This window comes from Actinomadura nitritigenes (assembly GCF_017573545.1).
GTDB classification, from domain to species: domain Bacteria; phylum Actinomycetota; class Actinomycetes; order Streptosporangiales; family Streptosporangiaceae; genus Spirillospora; species Spirillospora nitritigenes.
Window position 1 is genome coordinate 63,594 of sequence record NZ_JAGEOK010000003.1, and the last position, 17,773, is coordinate 81,366.

Consider the following 17,773-nt stretch of genomic DNA (forward strand, 5'->3'; position numbering starts at 1 on the left):
GCTAACGGGCGGTTTTGTTTAGGAAAGTTTCTTGTTAGTTTACCCGCAAGCGCCGACCGACCCCTCATCCGGGGAGGGGCGTGCAGAGCGCCGACTGGCGAGCAGGGCGCCCGCGGGCGACGCGACGGCGAGCGGGGCATGTCCCGGACCCTAAAGGGTCGGGGCGCGCTCCACTCGCACCGCAGGCCGCAAGGCCCCGCGAGGCGAAGCCGGAAAGGAACCCCCAGTGAAGTACATCAAGGTTGCGGCCACGGCGGCCGCGATCGCCCTGGCCGCCACGGCCTGCGGCGGCGGAGACGGCAAGAAGAAGGACGACTCCGGCGCGGGCAAGGACCCGGCGCAGCTCAAGGTCTGGATGATGGGCGACGGGACCACCGAGCAGACGGACTTCCTCAAGGGCGTCGAGACGGAGTTCAAGCAGAAGCACCCGAACACGGCCGTCCAGATCAAGTACGTGCCGTGGCCGCAGGTCGCCACCACCTTCCAGAAGGCGGCCGCCGGCGGCGAGGGCCCGGACGTGACCGAGCTCGGCAACACCGACGTCCAGTCGCACATCGAGCAGGGCAACCTCGCCGACGTCACCGACGAGATGTCGGGCTGGGCGGACGGCAAGACCCTGAACAAGACCGCCCTCGCCAACGACCAGGCGGACGGCAAGACCTACGCGGTGCCGTGGTACGGCGGCGTCCGCGCCATCTGGTACCGCAAGGACTGGTTCGACGAGCTGAAGATCCAGCCGCCGGCGAACTGGGCCGACCTGGTCACCGCGGCCAAGAAGATCCAGGACGCCAAGAAGGTGCCCGGCATCGGCGCCCCGAGCGACCAGACCAACGCGCTGGTCAGCTTCATCTGGGGCAACGGCGGCGAGGTCGCCGTCAAGGACGGCGGCAAGTGGACCGGCAAGCTCGACCAGCCGCAGGCGGTCGAGGCCGTGAACTTCTACGCCGGCCTGGTCACCAAGGACAAGGTCGCGCCGGAGAAGTACGTCGGCAAGAACGAGCTGGACGGCCCGCAGCGCGACTTCGCGCTCGGCAAGCTCGGCATGTACATCGACGGCAGCTGGGCGCTGGCGCAGATGAAGAAGATGTCCCCGAAGAACGCCGGCAAGTGGGCGGTCTTCCCGATCCCCGCCAAGAACGGCGGGAACGCGCCGGTCATGGCGGGCGGCTCCGACCTCGCGGTGTGGAAGGACAGCAAGGCCAAGAAGGCCGCGTTCGACTACATCACGATCCTCAACAACGCCGCGAACGCCAAGAAGTGGGCCGACATCAGCGGCTTCTCCTCGATGCGCTCGGACGTCCAGTTCTCCGACCCGGCGCTCGCCCCGTTCACGCAGATCGCGACCAACACCAAGTTCACCCCGATCAGCGCCGGCTGGGGCGACTTCGAGCAGTCCAAGAAGGTGCTGCCGAACGCGGTGAAGGCGATCATGCAGGGCAAGTCCGCCGACGACGAGATGAAGAAGGCCAACGAGCAGGCCAACGAGCTGCTCAACCAGTAGCCCGGCCGCTCGTCACGTAGCACCGCGCGTCCGGCGGGCCCGCGCCGCAGTCCCCCGCGGGCCCGCCGGATCCCGCTCCGCCGGATCCCGTCCCACCGGATCCCGCCGCACCGGTCCCCGCCACGCCGGGTTCCGCACGCCACCCGTCCCCGCTGATCGGAAGCGTTCATGCTCGACACCGCTCCCGCGGTGCGCAGGCCGCCGGGCCGGAGACCGTCCGGCCGCGGGCGCCCGCGCCGCCGGCCCCGCTTCGGGCCCTACCTGCTGATCGCGCCGACCGTCGTCGTGATCGCCGTGCTGATGTTCTGGCCGATGATCCAGATCGGGATCATGTCGTTCCAGAAGGTCGGCAACCGCCAGCTGCGCGGCGAGCCGGCCGAGTCGGTCGGCACCGGGAACTTCGACACGATCCTCAAGGACCCGCTCTTCTGGGCGGCCTTCCGGCACACCGTGCTGTTCGCCGTCGTGGCGGTCACCCTCACGATGGTGATCGGGACGCTGGTCGGGCTGCTGCTCAACAGGCTCGGCAAGCGGATGTCGAGCTTCGTCTCCGGCGGCGTGATGGTCGCCTGGGCGACCCCGCCGGTCACCGCCGCGATCATCTTCAGCTGGCTGTTCGGCTCGACCGGCGGCCTGGTCAACTGGTTCCTCGACAAGCTGCCGGACGCCCTGGTCGGCGGCGGCTGGAACGACTACAACTGGTTCGCCACGCCGCTGTCCACCTACACGGTGCTGACGGTCTGCGTCGTCTGGCAGGCGTGCCCGTTCGTGGCGGTGTCGGTGCTGGCCGGCCTGAAGAGCGTCCCGCGCGAGCTGTACGAGGCGGCGCGGGTGGACGGCTCGGGCCCCTGGCGGACGTTCTGGAGCCTCACCTACCCGATGCTCAAGCCGATCTTCCTCGTCGTCCTGGTGATGTCGATCATCTGGGACTTCAAGGTGTTCACCCAGCTGTTCATCATGTCCGGGATGGCCAACCGCGACGCGTTCAACCTGTCGCTGTACGGCTACTCGGAGGCGTTCGGCGCGCTCAACCCCAAGCTCGGGATGGGCTCGGCCATCGCGGCGGTGCTCACGCTGATCCTGCTCGTCGTCACCGCGCTGTACGTGCGGGTCATGGTGCGTCAGGGGGAGACCCGATGACCCAGGCAACCGTCAAGGCGGGGCGCTCCGGGCGCGGCCGCCCGGCCGCGCGCAGGCGGGCCCGCAAGATCGGCCTCAACGGGCTCGGCGTGCTGGTGTTCGTGCTGGCGGTGTTCCCCGTCTTCTGGATGGCGTCCACCGCCTTCAAGCCGAACAGCGAGATCTTCAGCACCACGCCGAAACCGCTGCCGGCGCATCCGACGCTGACGCACTTCGACTTCGTCCTGAACGGCGGCATCGCGCAGGTGTCGTTCTGGACGTACTTCCGCAACAGCATCCTGCTGGCGCTGATCACCGTCGTGGCGTCGAGCCTGCTGGCGCTGCTGGCGGCGACGGCGGTGGCCCGGTTCCGCTTCCGGTTCCGGACCACGTTCCTGGTCATGCTGCTGGTCGTGCAGATGGTGCCGTGCGAGTCGCTGGTCATCCCGCTGTTCCTGGACCTGAAGCGGCTCGACATGCTGAACACGCTGCCGGGCCTCGCGGTCGTCTACATCGGGTTCGCGGTGCCGTTCGCGATCTGGATGCTGCGCGGCTTCGTCGCGGCCGTCCCGAAGGAGCTGGAGGAGGCCGCCGCGATCGACGGCGCCGGCCCGGTCCGCACCTTCTTCACCGTCATGCTCCCGCTCGTCGCGCCCGGCCTGGTCGCGACCAGCATCTTCTCGTTCATCACCGCGTGGAACGAGTTCATCTTCGCCTTCACGTTCCTGGACGACCAGGACAAGTACACCCTGCCGATCATGCTGCAGTTCTTCTTCGGCCGCAGCAGCACCGCCTGGGGGCCCATCATGGCAGCGTCGACGCTGCTCACCATTCCCGTCATCGCCTTCTTCCTGCTCGTCCAGCGCCGCATGGTGTCCGGGCTGACCGCCGGGGCGGTGAAGGGGTGACCACCGACGACATCGCGACCACCGGCGAGATCGCCCGGCTGGCGCGGGGCACCCTGCTGCCCTCCTTCCCGGGCGCGTCCGCGCCGCGCTGGGTGCTGGACGAGCTGGAGGCGGGCCTCGGCGGGGTGACGCTGTTCGCGCTGACCGGCAACGTGCCGAGCCCGGAGTCGCTGGCCGCGCTCACCGCGCAGATGCGCAAGGCGGGCGAGCCGTTCGTGACCATCGACGAGGAGGGCGGCGACGTCACCCGGCTCGGCGGGCACGCCACCGGCAGCCCCTACCCGGGCAACGCCGCGCTCGGCGCGGTCGACGACCCGGAGCTCACCCGGCGGATCTACCGGTCGCTGGGCGCGGAGCTGGCCGAGGTCGGCGTCAACCTCAACTTCGCGCCGTCGGTGGACGTCAACACCGCCGACGACAACCCGGTGATCGGGACGCGCTCCTTCGGCGCGGACCCCGGCCTCGTCGCCCGGCACGCGGCGGCGGCCGTGACGGGCACGCAGGAGGCGGGGGTCGCCGCCTGCTGCAAGCACTTCCCGGGCCACGGCGCGACCGTGGAGGACTCCCATCTCGGCGTCCCGATCGTCGACGCCGACCTGGAGCTGCTGGACCGCCGCGAGCTGGTCCCGTTCCGGGCGGCGATCGCGGCCGGCACCCGCGCGGTGATGACCGGGCACCTCAACCTGCCCGCGATCACCGGCGGGACGCCGGCGACGCTGTCCCGCGCCGCGATCACCGGGCTGCTGCGCGAGCACCTCGGCTACGAGGGCGTGATCGTCACCGACGCGCTGGACATGCAGGGCGCGAGCGGCGCCATCGGCATCCCGGAGGCGTCGGTGCGGGCGCTGATCGCGGGCGCGGACCTGCTGTGCCTCGGCCCGAACGAGCACGCCGAGTCGCTCCGGGCGACCCTGGACGCGATCGAGGAGGCGGTGCGGACCGGGCGGCTGCCCGCGACCCGGCTGCACGACGCGGCGGAGCGGACGCGGCGGCTGCGGACGTGGCTCGCCGGCGGCGGCCCCGCCGCGGTGGACCGCGCCGCGGGCCTGGAGGGCGCCCGCCGGGCCGTCCGGGTGACCGGGGCGCTGCCCGGCTGGGACGGCGCGCCGCTGGTCGTCGAGGCGGAGGCGACCGGCAACATCGCGGTGGGGCCGACGCCCTGGGGCCTGCGTCCCTGGGCGCCCGACGCCGTCCGGGCCGCGGGGGCGCCCGGAGAGGCGGAAGGCGTCCTGGAACGTGCCAGGGGACGCGGTCTGGTGGTCGTGCTGCGGGACGCCCACCGGCACGCGGCGCAGCGGGCGCTCGCGACCGCCCTGCTCACCGCCCGTCCGGACGCGGTGATCGTGGAGATGGGGCTGCCGGTCTGGCGGCCGGGCGCCGCCGTCCACGTGGCCACCTACGGCGCCGCGGCGGCCAACGCGCAGGCCGCCGCCGAGATCCTCGGGCTGGTCCCCGCCGCCTGATCGCGGCCCGCGAGCCGTGGCGCGCCCGCCGGTCGACAAGGCCCGGTACCGGCGGGCGCGTCACACCTTTCCGGGCCGCGGATCGGCGGGTAAGCCAGACCAGTCCGATCGGCAAGGGATAATACCTACATGCGATTGTCCGCCAGGGTCGACTACGCGTTGCGTGCCGCCGCGGAGCTGGCGGTGGCCGGGAGTCACCCGGTGACCGCGGTCCAGCTCGCGGAGGCCCAGCAGATCCCGCCCAAATTCCTCGAGAACATCCTCGGCCAGCTGCGCCGCTCCGGGCTCGTCCGCAGCCAGCGCGGCCCCGAGGGAGGCTACTGGCTGGCGCGCCCGGCCGATCAGATCGCCCTCGCCGACATCATCCGCGCCATCGACGGCCCGCTGCTCGGCGTCCGGGGCGAGCGCCCCGAGCACGTCGGCTACGAGGGTCCCGCCCGGTCGCTCCAGGAGGTGTGGATCGCGCTGCGCGCCAGCGAGCGGGCCATCCTCGAGCGGGTGACCCTCGCCCACATCGCCGCGGGCGAGCTGCCCGAGGACGTCCGCAAGCTCACCGAGGACCCGTCCGCCTGGGAGAGCCCCTCCCTGATCTAGCGGCGGGTCGGCACCGTGCCGGAAGGCGACGTCGTCTGGCTGACCGCCCGGCGCCTGCACGAGGCGCTCGCCGGGCGGCCGCTGACCCGTGCCCAGTTCCGGGTGCCGCGCCTCGCCACCGCCGACCTGCGCGGCCGGACGGTCCTGGAGGTCGTGTCGCGGGGCAAGCATCTGCTCATCCGCGTCGAGGGCGGCCTGACGATCCACACCCACCTGCTCATGGAGGGCCGCTGGCAGATCCGGCCGGCGGGGCCGATGCCGCGCGACCACCGGGTCCGGGTGGTGCTGGCGAACACGGAGCGGCAGGCGGTCGGCCAGTCGCTCGGCCTGGTCGAGCTGCTGCGCACCGCCGAGGAGGACGCGGCCGTCGGCCATCTCGGCCCGGACCTCCTCGACCCGGGCTGGGACGGCGCCCTCGCCGCGCGGGCCGTCGCGCGGCTGGAGGAGCAGCCGTCCCGCGCGATCGGCGAGGCGCTGCTGGACCAGACCCGCCTCGCCGGCATCGGCAACGTCTACAAGGCCGAGGTCCTGTTCCTGCGGGGCGTCCACCCCTGGACGCCCGTGTCGGACGTTCCCGGCCTGCCCGCCCTCGTGGAGCTCGCTCACAGGCTGCTGGACGCCAACAAGGAACGGCACGGCCACGTCACCACGGGCGACCTGGGGCGCGGCCGGGAGCACTGGGTGTACGGGCGCGCCGGGCGCCCCTGCCGCCGCTGCGGCACCCGCGTGGAGCGCGCTCCCCAGCACTCCGACGTCGGGGACCGGACGGCGTTCTGGTGCCCCCGCTGCCAGCCGCCCCGCTAGAGAGCGCCGCCCGGCGCGGCGGCCGGCGCCGCCGAAGATCTCCGGCCGGGCCGAGCCGGCCCGTCGCGTCCGGACGCGGTCGGCGCCCGTCCCGCGCCTCGAGGTCGCGGACGGGTCGCCGCCGGGAGCGGGTCGCCGGATCCTGCGCCCGCAGAAGCATCCTCCGATCGCGATCGTTCCAAGTCAATTCTCGGGTTTTCTTATCGATCCCCCAGGTCTACCTTGGGGCGGGTGACCCTCGACGACCTCCGCGTGTTCGTCGCCGTCTGCGCGGCCGGCAACCTGAGCGCCGTCGCGCGCGACCTGTCCTGCAGCCAGTCCGCGGTCAGCCAGCACGTCAAGCGGCTCGAACGGGAGACCGGGCTGGTGCTGCTGGAGCGGCGCCCGCGCGGGGTGCTGCCCACCCGCGCCGGCCGGATCCTGCACCGGGCCGCCACCGAGGGCATCGCCGGGATCGACGCGGCGCTGCGGCACCTGGACGACCTGCGCCGCGGCGTCGGCGGGACGGTCCGGATCGCGACGGGCGCCACCACCGTCCGGCACTTCATGGCCGCCGGGGTGGCCGCGTTCCGGGCCCGCCATCCCGAGGCGGCGCTGCAGTTCGAGACGGCGGGATCCAGCCGGCGCTGCCTGGAGACGGTGCGGGCGCACACCGCCGACCTGGCGTGGGTGACGATCGGCCCGCCGCTGGAGGGCGTCGAGCAGCGGGCGGCCTGCGAGCTGCCGTGGACGCTCGCCGTGCACGTCGACGACCCGCTGGCCCGCCGCGACTCCATCCGCCTCGACGACCTGGCGGGCATCCGGCACATCGAACTGCCCGCGCACTCGACGTCCCGCGTCCATCTGGAGACGCACCTCGAGCGGCACGGGGTCCGGCTGACGTCCACCACCAGCGTCGCCGACTGGGACACCGCGCTGCTGCTCGCCGAGCTCGGCCTCGGCCACGCGATCGTGCCGGCGCTGCCCGGCTGGGGCGGCGGCCGGGGCGAGGTGCGGCTGATCCCGATCGCGGACCTGCCGCCCCTCACGGCGGGATGGGCGGCGCGGAGCTGGGACGCGCTGAGCCCGCTGGCCATCGAGTTCGCCGACACCGTCCTGGCGCACCTGCGCACGTGACCGTCCCGGCACCCCCGCGCACCCGGCCCGGAGGTGCGGGCGCGCTCAGGGCCCCGGGCGGGCGCGTGCCCCTCAAGACACGGAAAGGCCCGGCCTCGAGAGGCCGGGCCTTTCCGTCCGGATCCGGGTCCGCGCCGAGGATCGCGGCGGCGCGGGGAATCCGCGTTCTATGGCGATCAGGTCTGCGCCTGGAACATCCAGTGCTGCTTCTCCAGCTGGGCCGCGATGCCGATGAGCAGGTCCTGCGTGACGGGGTCCGGCTCGTCGGTGGCCGCGATCCGCTCGCGGAACCGCGCGATGATCTGCGCCAGCACGTCGGTCACCGCCGCGACCACCTTGTCGTCGGCCAGGTACCCGGCCTCCAGCTGCGGGATCTCGGTGCGGTCGGCGACCGTGCGGGCGCGGCCGTCGGGGTTCACGCCGATCGCGACGGCGCGCTCGGCGACGTCGTCCTGGCCGGCGCGGGCGAGGTCGACGACCTCGTCCAGGTGCTCATGCACGACCTTGAAGTTGCGACCGGTCAGGTTCCAGTGCGCCTGCTTGGCCACGAGCGAAAGATCGATGAGGTCCACCAGGGCGCCCTGCAGGGCCTGCCCGGTGACCTTCAGTGCCTCGTCCGAGAGCGGGCTCTTGACGGCCGCCATTGTTCAGGCTCCTTCCGCGTCGTTACGGTTGTCCGCTACAACGGGAAAGGGTGCCCCCCTATGCCGAGCTCATGCGTGAGGCCGCGCACACCCGCGGCCTCTGATCGGGCATGAACCCGGCGCCGCGGCTCGCACCGCGGTCCGGGGTGTGGGCTACGCGGCGACCATGTCGCCGCGGAACTCGCCGGTGATCTCCTCGGGGGTCTCCGGAATGCGCTCGGCGGGGATCCGCTCGTGCTCGGGCGCGCCCGCCATGACCGGCTCGTGCTGCAGCTCGGCGAGGGCCAGCGAGTCGGCCACCTCCCTGAGCACGTGCGACAGCGGAACGCCCAGCGCCTTGCAGATCGAGGAGAGCAGTTCGGAGGAGGCCTCCTTCTGCCCTCGTTCGACCTCGGACAGGTAGCCGAGGGAAACCCGCGCGGCCGCGGAAACCTCACGGAGGGTGCGTCCCTGGCGCAGCCGCAGCTGCCGCAGTACGTCACCGAGCAGCTGGCGAAGCAGGACCATCGTCTCGCTCCCTCCCTCAGTTCGGACCATCTGCCGGTTCCACCGTACCCGGCTTGACGGTGGCCATGGCAGACCGTTGATTTCGTGTTCGCTCGGAACGTAACGCTGTAATCAGCCCCTAACTTCCCGATCTTCCCGAGCGTCCCCGGTCTCGACCTCGGCGTCAAGTCCCAGCAGGACGCGTCTGAGCAGCTCAAGCGCGTGCACGACGGTCATCCGGCGGATCACCGGGCGGATCTCCGGGCCGGTGCCGGGCACGGGGAGTTTCGGCCTGACCACGGTGCGCGTATTCCCGGGTCCGGTCACGCCGATATAGACCGTTCCCACCGGGTTGCCGTCCTGCGGCTCGGGGCCCGCGACGCCCGTCACCGCGAGCCCGTAGGTCGCGCCGAGCCGGTCCCGGACGCCCTCGGCCATCGCGGCGGCCACGTCCGGGTGGACGGCCCCGTGCTCGGCGAGCAGGACGTCGGAGACGCCGAGCAGGCGGTGCTTCAGCTCCGTCGCGTACGTCACCATCCCGCCCGCGTACGTCGCCGACGAGCCGGGCATCGCGGTCAGCTCCGCGCCGATGAGGCCGCCGGTCAGCGACTCGGCGACCGCGACGGTGGCCGAGCGCTCGGCGAGCAGCCGGTGGACGACGCGGTCCAGCGTGTCCGCCTCCACGCCGTAGACGACCGGGCCGAGCAGCTCGCGGACGCGCTCCTCGACCACCGCGAGCCGGCCCTCGGCGTCCGTGCCGGCCACCGTGATCCGGATCTTGACCTCGGCCGGATCGGGCAGGTAGGCGAGCTTCACCCCGTCCATCGCCTCGACCTCGGCGAGCCGCGTGGCGACGACCGACTCCCAGATCCCGGCGGTGCGCAGCGTCCGGCGGGCGACCGCGGGCAGCCCGGCGATCCCGGCCAGCTCCGGCAGCACCACCTCGTCCATGATCGTGCGCATCTCGAACGGGACGCCGGGCAGCGCGTAGACGATCCCGCCGTCCAGCTCGACGCGCAGGCCGGGGGCGGTGCCTGCGGAGTTGTGCAGCAGCACGGCGCCCTCGGGCACCTCGGCCATGCGGAACGCCATCGGCTGGAGCTCGCGGCCCGCCGCCTCGGCCCGCTCGTGCAGCCGCCGCTCCAGCGCCGGGTCGCGGACGAGCGCGACGCCCGCGGCCTCGGCGAGCGCGTCCCGGGTGAGGTCGTCGTAGGTGGGGCCGAGCCCGCCGGTGGTGATCACCGCGTCGGCGCGGGCCAGCGCGGACCGCACCGCCGCGACGATGACGTCCGCCTCGTCGCCGACGACGACGCTGCGGGTCACGTCGACGCCGTGCTCGGCGAGCCGCTTGCCGAGCCAGGCCGCGTTCCCGTTGATGGTGTCGCCGAGGAGCAGCTCGTCCCCGACGGTGAGCAGTTCGACCCGCATCGCCTCCGCCTCCCCGTCGCCGATCACCCGAATGTACCGGCGGGGGACGACGGTCCGGCCCGCGGCCGGCGGGCGGTTGCGGGCGACGGCGGCACGACCCGCCGGGTTGACCGCCATCGACGGCCAAATCAGGACGAAGACCTCTTTGGCCGACTAACACCTGCTCGCCCGATCAGTCCTCGCATATCGCATTTCGTTGGTCAAGAAAAACGCGAGCCGTGCATTGTGTCACACACCCGCCGGGCCCCGCACACTGCGCGTGAGTGGGAACGCGACCGAGGCGCGCATCGTCGCACCGCTCCGACCTGCGCCATTGCGCCGGCGGTCCACCATCGGCCAACCGCGCCGTCATTTTGTGAGTCAGAACTCATTTGCCATGTCGCGACCACTCCCCATTCACGGGGATAATTGCCAGTGCGGCCGCCATGAACGGGGCTGCGGGGCACGACCGGGGTGGGCGTGCTCCCGCAGCCCGCATGGCGGCCGTGCTCGTCTCGGCCCGTCGGGGCCACCCGCCGTCCCGGTTCCCGGCCACCGGCCGTCCCGGTCCCCGGCCGCCCGTCGCGCTCAGGGGCGTGCCAGGCGCCGCAGGACGGCCCCGCAGCGGCGCGCGTACGCGCGCTGGGCCAGCGGCCCGAGCGGCCCGGCCAGCCGCGCCGGCGCCGTCGCCGGGCGGCTGAACGAGGTGACGGTCAGCCACACCTCGCCCTCGTCGTCCAGATGCACGACGAACGACTCCTCCCCCGACTGCGGATGGCCCGGCAGCGTCCCGTACGCCCATCCGGCACGGCGGTCCTCGTCGCGCGTCCACACGACCCGGCACGGCGCGTTCAGCCGGAACGGACCGAGCCCGATGCCCATCTCCACGCTCACGCCGGGTTCCGCGCGCGGAGCCGACGCCCGCACGCGCACGGGGATCGCCCGGTGCATCCAGAACTCCATGAGCGCGTCCGAGGCGTTGCGCATCGCGGCCGGCCCCGTGCCGACGAGCGTCCGCACCCGCAGGTGCCGGTAGCCCGCCGGCAACTCGGCGTCCCATGTCGCGCCGACCTCGGGATAGGTGAAGTCCTGCCCGCTCATCGGTGTGCGGCCTCCAAACTGACCAATCGATGTCAAGTATCGCCGGTTCTCCTGGCCACCCGCCCGGGCGCCGATCTACCGTCGCCTCATGATCGCCGTCATCGCCGCACTGAACGTGTACCCCGTCAAGAGCGCGGCCGGCGTCCCGCTCGCCGAGGCGGACATGACGCCGGACGGGCTGCGCCACGACCGGGCGTTCATGCTCGTCCGCCCGGACGGCCGGCACCTGTCGCAGCGCGAGGTGCCCGCCCTCGCGCTGGTCCACCCTGCCTACGACGGGGTGAAGCTCACCGTCTCCTCGCCCCTCGCGGACGCGCCGCTGATCTGCGAGGCGGCCGACGGCCCGCCCCGCGACGTCACCGTGCACCGGCGGCCCTGCCAGGGGATCGACCAGGGAGACGACGCCGCCGGTTGGTTCTCCGACGCGCTCGGGCTGCCCTGCCGCCTGGTCCGCTTCACCGGGACGCGCCCGACGATGCGCGGCGGCGGGACGCTGGCGTACGCCGACGGCTACCCGGTCTCGGTGCGGTCGCAGGAGTCGCTCGACGACCTGAACCGCCGGACGGCCGGACCGCTCCCGATGAACCGGTTCCGCCCCAACATCCTCCTGAGCGGCCTCGGCCCCTACGGCGAGGACGGGGTGACCCGGCTGCGCGGCGCCGCCGAGATCGAGCTCATCAGGCCGTGCGGGCGCTGCGTCATCGTCAACACCGACCAGGAGACCGGCGAGCGCTCCCCCGCGACCCTGCGCGCGCTCGCCACGTACCGCACCGGGCGCTTCGACGGCGCCCGCGAGATCGTGTTCGGACGCCTGGGCGTCCCGCGCGCGCTCGGCACGCTCCGGGTCGGCGACGAGCTGACCGCGTCCTGACCCGCGAGAGGGTCAGCTGCGGGGAGCACGCCGCAGGCGCCACGCCTGGACGACGTAGTCCACGCCGGTGACCACGGTGACGATCAGCGCGGCGGCCATCGTGACCCAGCGCAGGTAGTCCAGCGGGCCGGGCAGGATGTAGAAGCCGATCGCGAAGACCTGCAGCATCGTCTTCAGCTTGCCGCCCTTGCTGGCCGGGATCACCCCGTACCGGATGACGACGAACCGCATCACCGTGATGCCGATCTCGCGGGCCATGATGACGGCCGTCACCCACCACCACAGCTCGCCCAGCGCCGACAGGCTGACCAGCGCCGCCCCGGTCAGCGCCTTGTCGGCGATCGGGTCGGCGATCTTGCCGAAGTCGGTGACCAGGCCGCGGGCCCGGGCCAGGTCGCCGTCGATCTTGTCGGTGACGGACGCGGCCGCGAACACCGCGAACGCGCCGATCCGCCAGCCGGTGCCGTCCATGAACAGCAGCCACACGAACAGCGGGACCAGCACGATCCGCAGCAGCGTCAGCGCGTTGGCGATGTTGTAGACGCTCGCCGGCGGCGGGTCCGGCGACCCGGCGACCGGCTCCGGCGTGCCCGCGATCATGACACGTCCGCGACGAGGTCCACGCCCTCGCTGCCGGTGACCCGGGCGGCGACGATCTCGCCGAGGGCCAGGCCCTCGCCCCGGACCAGCACCGTGCCGTCCACCTCGGGCGCCTGGTGCGCGGCGCGGCCCTCGAACCCGCCGTCCACCTTGTCCTCCAGCAGCACGTCGATCCGCGAGCCGACGCGGTCCTCGGCGCGCTGCGCGGTCAGCTCCTCGGCCAGCTCCGACAGCTCCTCGACGCGGCGGGCGATCTCGTCCCGGTCGACCTTGCCGTCGAGGTTCGCGGCCTCGGTGCCGTCCTCGTCGGAGTAGCCGAACACCCCGACGGCGTCCAGCCGCGCGGCGGACAGGAACTCCACCAGCTCCTCGAAGTCGTCCTCGGTCTCGCCGGGGAACCCGACGATGAAGTTGGATCGCACGCCCGCCTCCGGGGCCTGCGCGCGGATCTGGTCGAGCAGCTCCAGGAACCGGACGCGGTCGCCGAACCGGCGCATGGAGCGCAGCACCGGGCCGCTGGCGTGCTGGAAGGACAGGTCGAAGTAGGGCGCGACGCCGGGCGTGCCGCAGATCGCCTCGATCAGCCCCGGCCGGGTCTCGGCCGGCTGCAGGTAGCTGACGCGGACGCGCTCGATGCCGTCCACCGCCGCGAGGCCGGGCAGCAGCTTCTCCAGCGCGCGGAGATCACCGAGGTCCTTGCCGTAGGACGTGGAGTTCTCGCTGACGAGGACCAGTTCCCGGACACCGTGGCCGGCGAGCCAGTGCGCCTCCTCCAGCACCTCCGCCGGGGGCCGCGACACGTACGCGCCGCGGAACGCCGGGATCGCGCAGAACGTGCAGCGCCGGTCGCAGCCGGACGCGAGCTTGAGCGGCGCCACCGGGCCGCCGCCGAGGCGCCGCCGCAGCACCCGCGGGCCGGACGCGGGCGCCACCCCGTCCGGCAGGTCGCCCTGCTCGCCGGAGGGGCCGCCGTGCCCCGGGATCGCCACGCCCTCCGCGGACGCGGACCGCTCGACCGGGCTGATCGGCAGCAGCGTGCGGCGGTCGCGCGGGGCGTGCGCCTCGCGCGCCCGGCCCTCCATCACGTCGTCGAGCCGCTCCCCGATCGACAGGTAGTCGTCGAAGCCGATCACCGCGTCGGCCTCCGGCAGGGCCTCCGCCAGCTCCCGGCCGTACCGCTCGGCCATGCAGCCGGCCGCGACGACCTTGGCGCCGGAGTCGTGCGCCGCGAGCAGCGTGTCGATGGAGTCCTTCTTGGCCGCCTCGATGAAGCCGCAGGTGTTGACGACCACGACGTCGGCGCCGTCCGCGCCGTCCGACAGGTCCCACCCGGCGTCCTCGATGCGCGCGGCGAGCTCCTCGGAGTCCACCTCGTTGCGGGCGCATCCGAGGGTGATGAGCGAGACCTTGCGGCGAGTCGACATGCCCCTAAGGTAATGGGCCCGGGCAGCGCCGTGGACCGCCGCCCCGCCCTGGTGACCGAGCGGTCAGGTGCCGCCGGGCCCGGCGGGCGGGGGCCTCAGGCGGCGGCGGGGTCGTTGCGGTCGAAGCTGAGCCGCTGGACGCCCTTGCCCTTCCCGGGCGTGCCGATGTCCTTGCCGTTCACGGTGAGCCGGACGCCGCCGCCGATGCCGATCACCATGCTGATCTTCTTCTTGGCGGTCCACTTCTTCTGGTCGCCGCTGCGCAGCACGCCGGAGTACAGCGCCTTGCCCTTGTCCCCGCGGACGTTGACCCACACCGTCCGCTTGGCGATGACCTCGACCTCGACCGTGGTGCGCGGCGCCGCCGCCACCGGGTCGGTGGACTTGGCGGGCGCGGGCTGCGTCGGCTTCGGGGTGCCCGGCGAGGGCGTCCCCGCGACCTGCCGCGCGGTGTGCCGCTCGTGCCCGCCGTCGTGCCGGACGGCCTGGACCACCCCGGCGATCACCACGACGGCGAGGGCGAGCGCCATCGCCGCGCTCCAGTTCGCCGAGCGGCGCTCGCGGAACGGGATCGGGCGCTCCGGCTCGAACGCCGCCGTCGCCGACACCGGCTGCGGCGCGCCGCCGTGCGCGGCGTCGAACTCGCTGACCAGCGGTTCCGGATCGATGCCGATGACCCGCGCGACGCTGCGGATGTGCCCGCGCGCGTAGAAGTTGCCGCCGCAGGCGGAGAAGTCGTCGGACTCCATGCCGCGGATCACCGTCTCGCGGATCCGCGTCTGGAGACTGACCTGCGTCACCGAGAGACCCGCCTGCCGACGCTCCTGGGCCAAGGTCTCACCGATGCTCACGCCGGGCCTCCTTCGAGCGCGTTCGCGGCTGGTTCCACGCTGATGCGACACCAGTCTAGAAACGGGAATGCCCGCTCGGCGAGCGCCAACACGTTCGAAACAGGGCAAGATTTCGCATCATTCCGCCATGCCGTTCCTGGTATCCGGTGGCCATATGACGGTAACCGCGACGGCATTCCGTTGTTTCCCTGCGGTAAGTGCGCCGCGGGAGCGCCCGGTCAGCCCCCGCCGCGCAGTTCCGCGAGCACTCCCGGCAGGTCGTCGGGCTTGACGAGGACGTCGCGCGCCTTGGAGCCCTCGCTCGGCCCGACGATGTCGCGGCTCTCCATCAGGTCCATCAGCCGGCCCGCCTTGGCGAAGCCGACGCGCAGCTTGCGCTGCAGCATCGAGGTGGACCCGAACTGCGTCGACACCACCAGCTCGATCGCCTGGACGAGCAGGTCCATGTCGTCGCCGATGTCCTCGTCGATCTCCTTCTTCGGCGCGGACGACTCGGCGACGTCCTCCCGGTACTTCGCCTCCATCTGCCCCTTGCAGTGGTCGACGACCGAGTGGATCTCCTTCTCCGACACGTAGGCGTTCTGGATCCGCATGGGCTTGCTCGCGCCCATCGGCAGGAACAGCGCGTCGCCCTGCCCGACGAGCTTCTCCGCGCCCGGCTGGTCGAGGATGACGCGGCTGTCGGACAGCGAGGACGTCGCGAACGCCAGCCGGGACGGCACGTTGGCCTTGATGAGGCCGGTGACGACGTCGACGGACGGGCGCTGCGTCGCGAGGACGAGGTGGATGCCGGCGGCTCGGGCGAGCTGGGTGATGCGGACGACCGAGTCCTCGACGTCGCGGGGCGCGACCATCATCAGGTCGGCGAGCTCGTCGACGATCACCAGCATGTAGGGGTAGGGGGTGTAGACGCGCTCGCTGCCGGGCGGCGCGGTGAGCTTGCCCGCCTTCACCGCCTTGTTGAAGTCGTCGATGTGCCGGAACCCGGACGCGGCGAGGTCGTCGTACCGGCGGTCCATTTCGCCGACGACCCATTCGAGGGCTTCCGCCGCTTTCTTGGGGTTGGTGATGATCGGGGTGATCAGATGGGGAATGCCCTGGTACATGGTCAGCTCGACCCGTTTCGGGTCGACCAGGATCATCCGCACCTCGTCCGGCGTCGCCCGCATCAGCACCGACGTGATCAGCCCGTTGATGCAGGTCGACTTGCCCGCGCCCGTCGCGCCCGCGATCAGGATGTGCGGCATCTTCGCCAGGTTCGCCACCACGGTGCGGCCCTCGACGTCCTTGCCGAGCCCCACCACCATCGGGTGGTGCTCGTTGGTCGCCGCCGGGGAGCGCAGCACGTCGCCGAGGCTGACGATGTCCTTGTCGGTGTTCGGGATCTCCACGCCGATCGCCGACTTGCCGGGGATCGGGGAGATGATCCGCACGTCCGCGCTCTTCACCGCGTACGCGATGTTCTTGGTGAGCGCGGTGACCTTCTCCACCTTCACCGCGGGACCCAGCTCGATCTCGTAGCGGGTGATCGTCGGGCCCCGCGTGAACCCGGTGACCTGCGCGTCGATGTCGAACTGCTCCAGCACGCCGGTGAGCGCGTTGACCACCGTGTCGTTGGCCTTCGTGCGCGGCTTGGCCACGCTGCCCGGCCGCAGCGCCGACGGGTCCGGCAGGACGTAGATCTCGCCGGACGACGACAGCGGCAGCTGCTCGGAGCTGCGCGGCGCCGGGGTCGGGTCCGGGACGTCGGCGTGCGCGGGCTCCTCGGGCGGCGCGGGCTCCTCCAGGACCGGGTCGGCCGGCGGCGGCACGTCGTCGACGGGCGGCGCCGGCGGCGGGACGTCCCCGCCGAACGGGTCCGGCTCGAACAGCTCGTCCGCGAGGTCGCGGCTCGGCCGGTCCGGGCGCTTCGGCTCGTCCTCCAGCAGCGGCGTGTCGTACGGCCGCGAGTGCTCGCCGACCTCCAGCTCGTCCTCGGACTCGTCCGGCTTCTTCTTGCGGCGGCGCTTCTTCGGCGCCTCCTCCTCGTCCGCCGCGCCGGACGGGTGCTCGGGGCGGCCCTGCAGCGTCGCGACGGCCCACAGGTCGCCGACCCGCTCGGGCACCTTCGCGATCGGGGTCGCGGTGATGACCAGCAGCCCGAACCCCGACAGCAGGAGCAGCAGCGGCACCGCCACCCAGCCGCTGAGCGCGGCGTCCAGCGGCGCCGACACCAGCCAGCCGACGACGCCGCCCGCGTCGCGCACGCCGGCCATGTCCTTGGCCGGCGACGGGACGCCCGCCGCGATGTGCAGGATGCCGAGCACCCCGACGGTGAGCGCGGTCAGGCCGATGACGACGCGCCCGGTCTCCTCGCTCTGCTCGGGATGGCGCAGCGTCCGCCACGCCAGCAGCGCCAGCACGACCGGCAGCGCCATGGCCACGATGCCGATGCCGCCGCGCACGACCTTCTCCAGGGCGATCGTGACGACGCCGTCCGGCCGGAACCAGGTCACCGACGCCAGCACGATCGACGAGCCGAGCAGCGCGAGCCCGAGCCCGTCGCGCCGGTGCTCGGGATCGAGGTTGCGGGCGCCGTCGCCGTAGGCGCGGAAGATCGAGCCGACGGCGACCGCCGCGAGCAGGTACAGCTTGAACAGCAGCTTGAAGAAGCCGAGGACGGCCTGCGAGATCGGGTCCGGCTTCTGCTGCGGGCGGCCCCGGCCGGATCCCCGGCCCGCGCCGCCCTTGGCGCCGCCCCTCGCTCCACCGCCCTTCGCTCCGCCGCTCCTGGCGCTGCCGTTCGTTCGCTTCCGGGGGGCCGACCCTGCGGGTTTGCGAGCCGCGCTGCCCCCGGTACGCGAGGAGGTGGTCTTCGCTCCCCCGGACGCACGTGTGGCCATGG

Annotated in this window: 16 protein-coding genes; 8 read left to right on the plus strand and 8 right to left on the minus strand. The window is 72.8% G+C overall.

What is annotated here, in order from left to right; genetic code table 11:
• The first annotated feature begins 226 nt into the window (after window positions 1–226).
• The 7 genes from J4557_RS04720 to J4557_RS04750 all read left to right on the plus strand — a co-directional run bounded on the left by J4557_RS04720 (window position 227) and on the right by J4557_RS04750 (window position 7,505).
• The gene (locus J4557_RS04720; protein WP_208265114.1) at window positions 227–1,501 is read left to right on the plus strand and encodes an extracellular solute-binding protein; all 1,275 of its coding nucleotides are present in this window, start codon (window positions 227–229) and stop codon (window positions 1,499–1,501) included.
• Window positions 1,502–1,669: 168 nt separating this feature from the next.
• A complete protein-coding gene (locus tag J4557_RS04725) occupies window positions 1,670–2,641 on the plus strand; it encodes a carbohydrate ABC transporter permease (protein ID WP_208265115.1) in 972 nt (323 codons plus the stop codon).
• Window positions 2,638–3,528, plus strand: a complete 891-nt coding sequence (locus tag J4557_RS04730) for a carbohydrate ABC transporter permease (RefSeq protein ID WP_208265116.1) — start codon at window positions 2,638–2,640, stop codon at window positions 3,526–3,528. The genes J4557_RS04725 and J4557_RS04730 overlap by 4 nt, the downstream gene beginning before the upstream one ends.
• Complete coding sequence (locus J4557_RS04735) at window positions 3,525–4,991, plus strand: glycoside hydrolase family 3 protein (protein WP_307799400.1); 1,467 nt, start codon at window positions 3,525–3,527, stop codon at window positions 4,989–4,991. Before J4557_RS04730 ends, J4557_RS04735 begins: the two co-directional genes overlap by 4 nt.
• Window positions 4,992–5,120: 129 nt before the next feature.
• Window positions 5,121–5,585: an RrF2 family transcriptional regulator gene (locus J4557_RS04740; protein ID WP_208265117.1), complete on the plus strand. Its 465-nt coding sequence runs from the start codon at window positions 5,121–5,123 to the stop codon at window positions 5,583–5,585.
• A 15-nt stretch (window positions 5,586–5,600) separates the two neighbouring features.
• Window positions 5,601–6,389 carry a DNA-formamidopyrimidine glycosylase family protein gene (locus J4557_RS04745; protein WP_208265118.1) on the plus strand — a complete coding sequence of 263 codons (789 nt, stop codon included), beginning with the start codon at window positions 5,601–5,603 and terminating at the stop codon, window positions 6,387–6,389.
• Between the two features lie 231 nt (window positions 6,390–6,620).
• Complete coding sequence (locus J4557_RS04750) at window positions 6,621–7,505, plus strand: LysR family transcriptional regulator (RefSeq protein ID WP_208265119.1); 885 nt, start codon at window positions 6,621–6,623, stop codon at window positions 7,503–7,505.
• Window positions 7,506–7,681: 176 nt separating this feature from the next.
• Here the strand turns inward: J4557_RS04750 and J4557_RS04755 are convergent, their stop codons facing one another.
• From J4557_RS04755 to J4557_RS04770, 4 genes are all read right to left on the minus strand, one after another.
• Window positions 7,682–8,149 carry a Dps family protein gene (locus J4557_RS04755; protein ID WP_190856244.1) on the minus strand — a complete coding sequence of 156 codons (468 nt, stop codon included), beginning with the start codon at window positions 8,147–8,149 and terminating at the stop codon, window positions 7,682–7,684.
• A 153-nt stretch (window positions 8,150–8,302) separates the two neighbouring features.
• Entirely contained in the window at window positions 8,303–8,656 is a 354-nt protein-coding gene (locus tag J4557_RS04760; protein ID WP_151538353.1) for a helix-turn-helix domain-containing protein, read from the minus strand.
• A gap of 111 nt (window positions 8,657–8,767) precedes the next feature.
• Entirely contained in the window at window positions 8,768–10,180 is a 1,413-nt protein-coding gene (locus J4557_RS04765; RefSeq protein WP_243775307.1) for a CinA family nicotinamide mononucleotide deamidase-related protein, read from the minus strand.
• A 450-nt stretch (window positions 10,181–10,630) separates the two neighbouring features.
• On the minus strand, window positions 10,631–11,143 hold the full coding sequence (locus tag J4557_RS04770) for a DUF1990 domain-containing protein (protein ID WP_208265120.1): 513 nt from the start codon (window positions 11,141–11,143) through the stop codon (window positions 10,631–10,633).
• A gap of 88 nt (window positions 11,144–11,231) precedes the next feature.
• On the opposite strand from J4557_RS04770, the gene J4557_RS04775 reads away from it, so the two are divergent.
• Window positions 11,232–12,014, plus strand: a complete 783-nt coding sequence (locus J4557_RS04775; protein WP_208265121.1) for an MOSC domain-containing protein — start codon at window positions 11,232–11,234, stop codon at window positions 12,012–12,014.
• A 12-nt stretch (window positions 12,015–12,026) separates the two neighbouring features.
• Here J4557_RS04775 and J4557_RS04780 read toward each other — a convergent pair whose 3' ends face one another.
• The 4 genes from J4557_RS04780 to J4557_RS04795 all read right to left on the minus strand — a co-directional run bounded on the left by J4557_RS04780 (window position 12,027) and on the right by J4557_RS04795 (window position 17,771).
• The gene (locus J4557_RS04780; RefSeq protein WP_208265122.1) at window positions 12,027–12,614 is read right to left on the minus strand and encodes a CDP-alcohol phosphatidyltransferase family protein; all 588 of its coding nucleotides are present in this window, start codon (window positions 12,612–12,614) and stop codon (window positions 12,027–12,029) included.
• The gene (gene rimO, locus J4557_RS04785; protein WP_208265123.1) at window positions 12,611–14,038 is read right to left on the minus strand and encodes a 30S ribosomal protein S12 methylthiotransferase RimO; all 1,428 of its coding nucleotides are present in this window, start codon (window positions 14,036–14,038) and stop codon (window positions 12,611–12,613) included. Before rimO ends, J4557_RS04780 begins: the two co-directional genes overlap by 4 nt.
• A gap of 95 nt (window positions 14,039–14,133) precedes the next feature.
• Window positions 14,134–14,889: a helix-turn-helix domain-containing protein gene (locus tag J4557_RS04790; RefSeq protein ID WP_208265124.1), complete on the minus strand. Its 756-nt coding sequence runs from the start codon at window positions 14,887–14,889 to the stop codon at window positions 14,134–14,136.
• A gap of 218 nt (window positions 14,890–15,107) precedes the next feature.
• Window positions 15,108–17,771, minus strand: a complete 2,664-nt coding sequence (locus tag J4557_RS04795; RefSeq protein ID WP_208265125.1) for an FtsK/SpoIIIE family DNA translocase — start codon at window positions 17,769–17,771, stop codon at window positions 15,108–15,110.
• Between the last annotated feature and the right edge of the window lie 2 nt (window positions 17,772–17,773).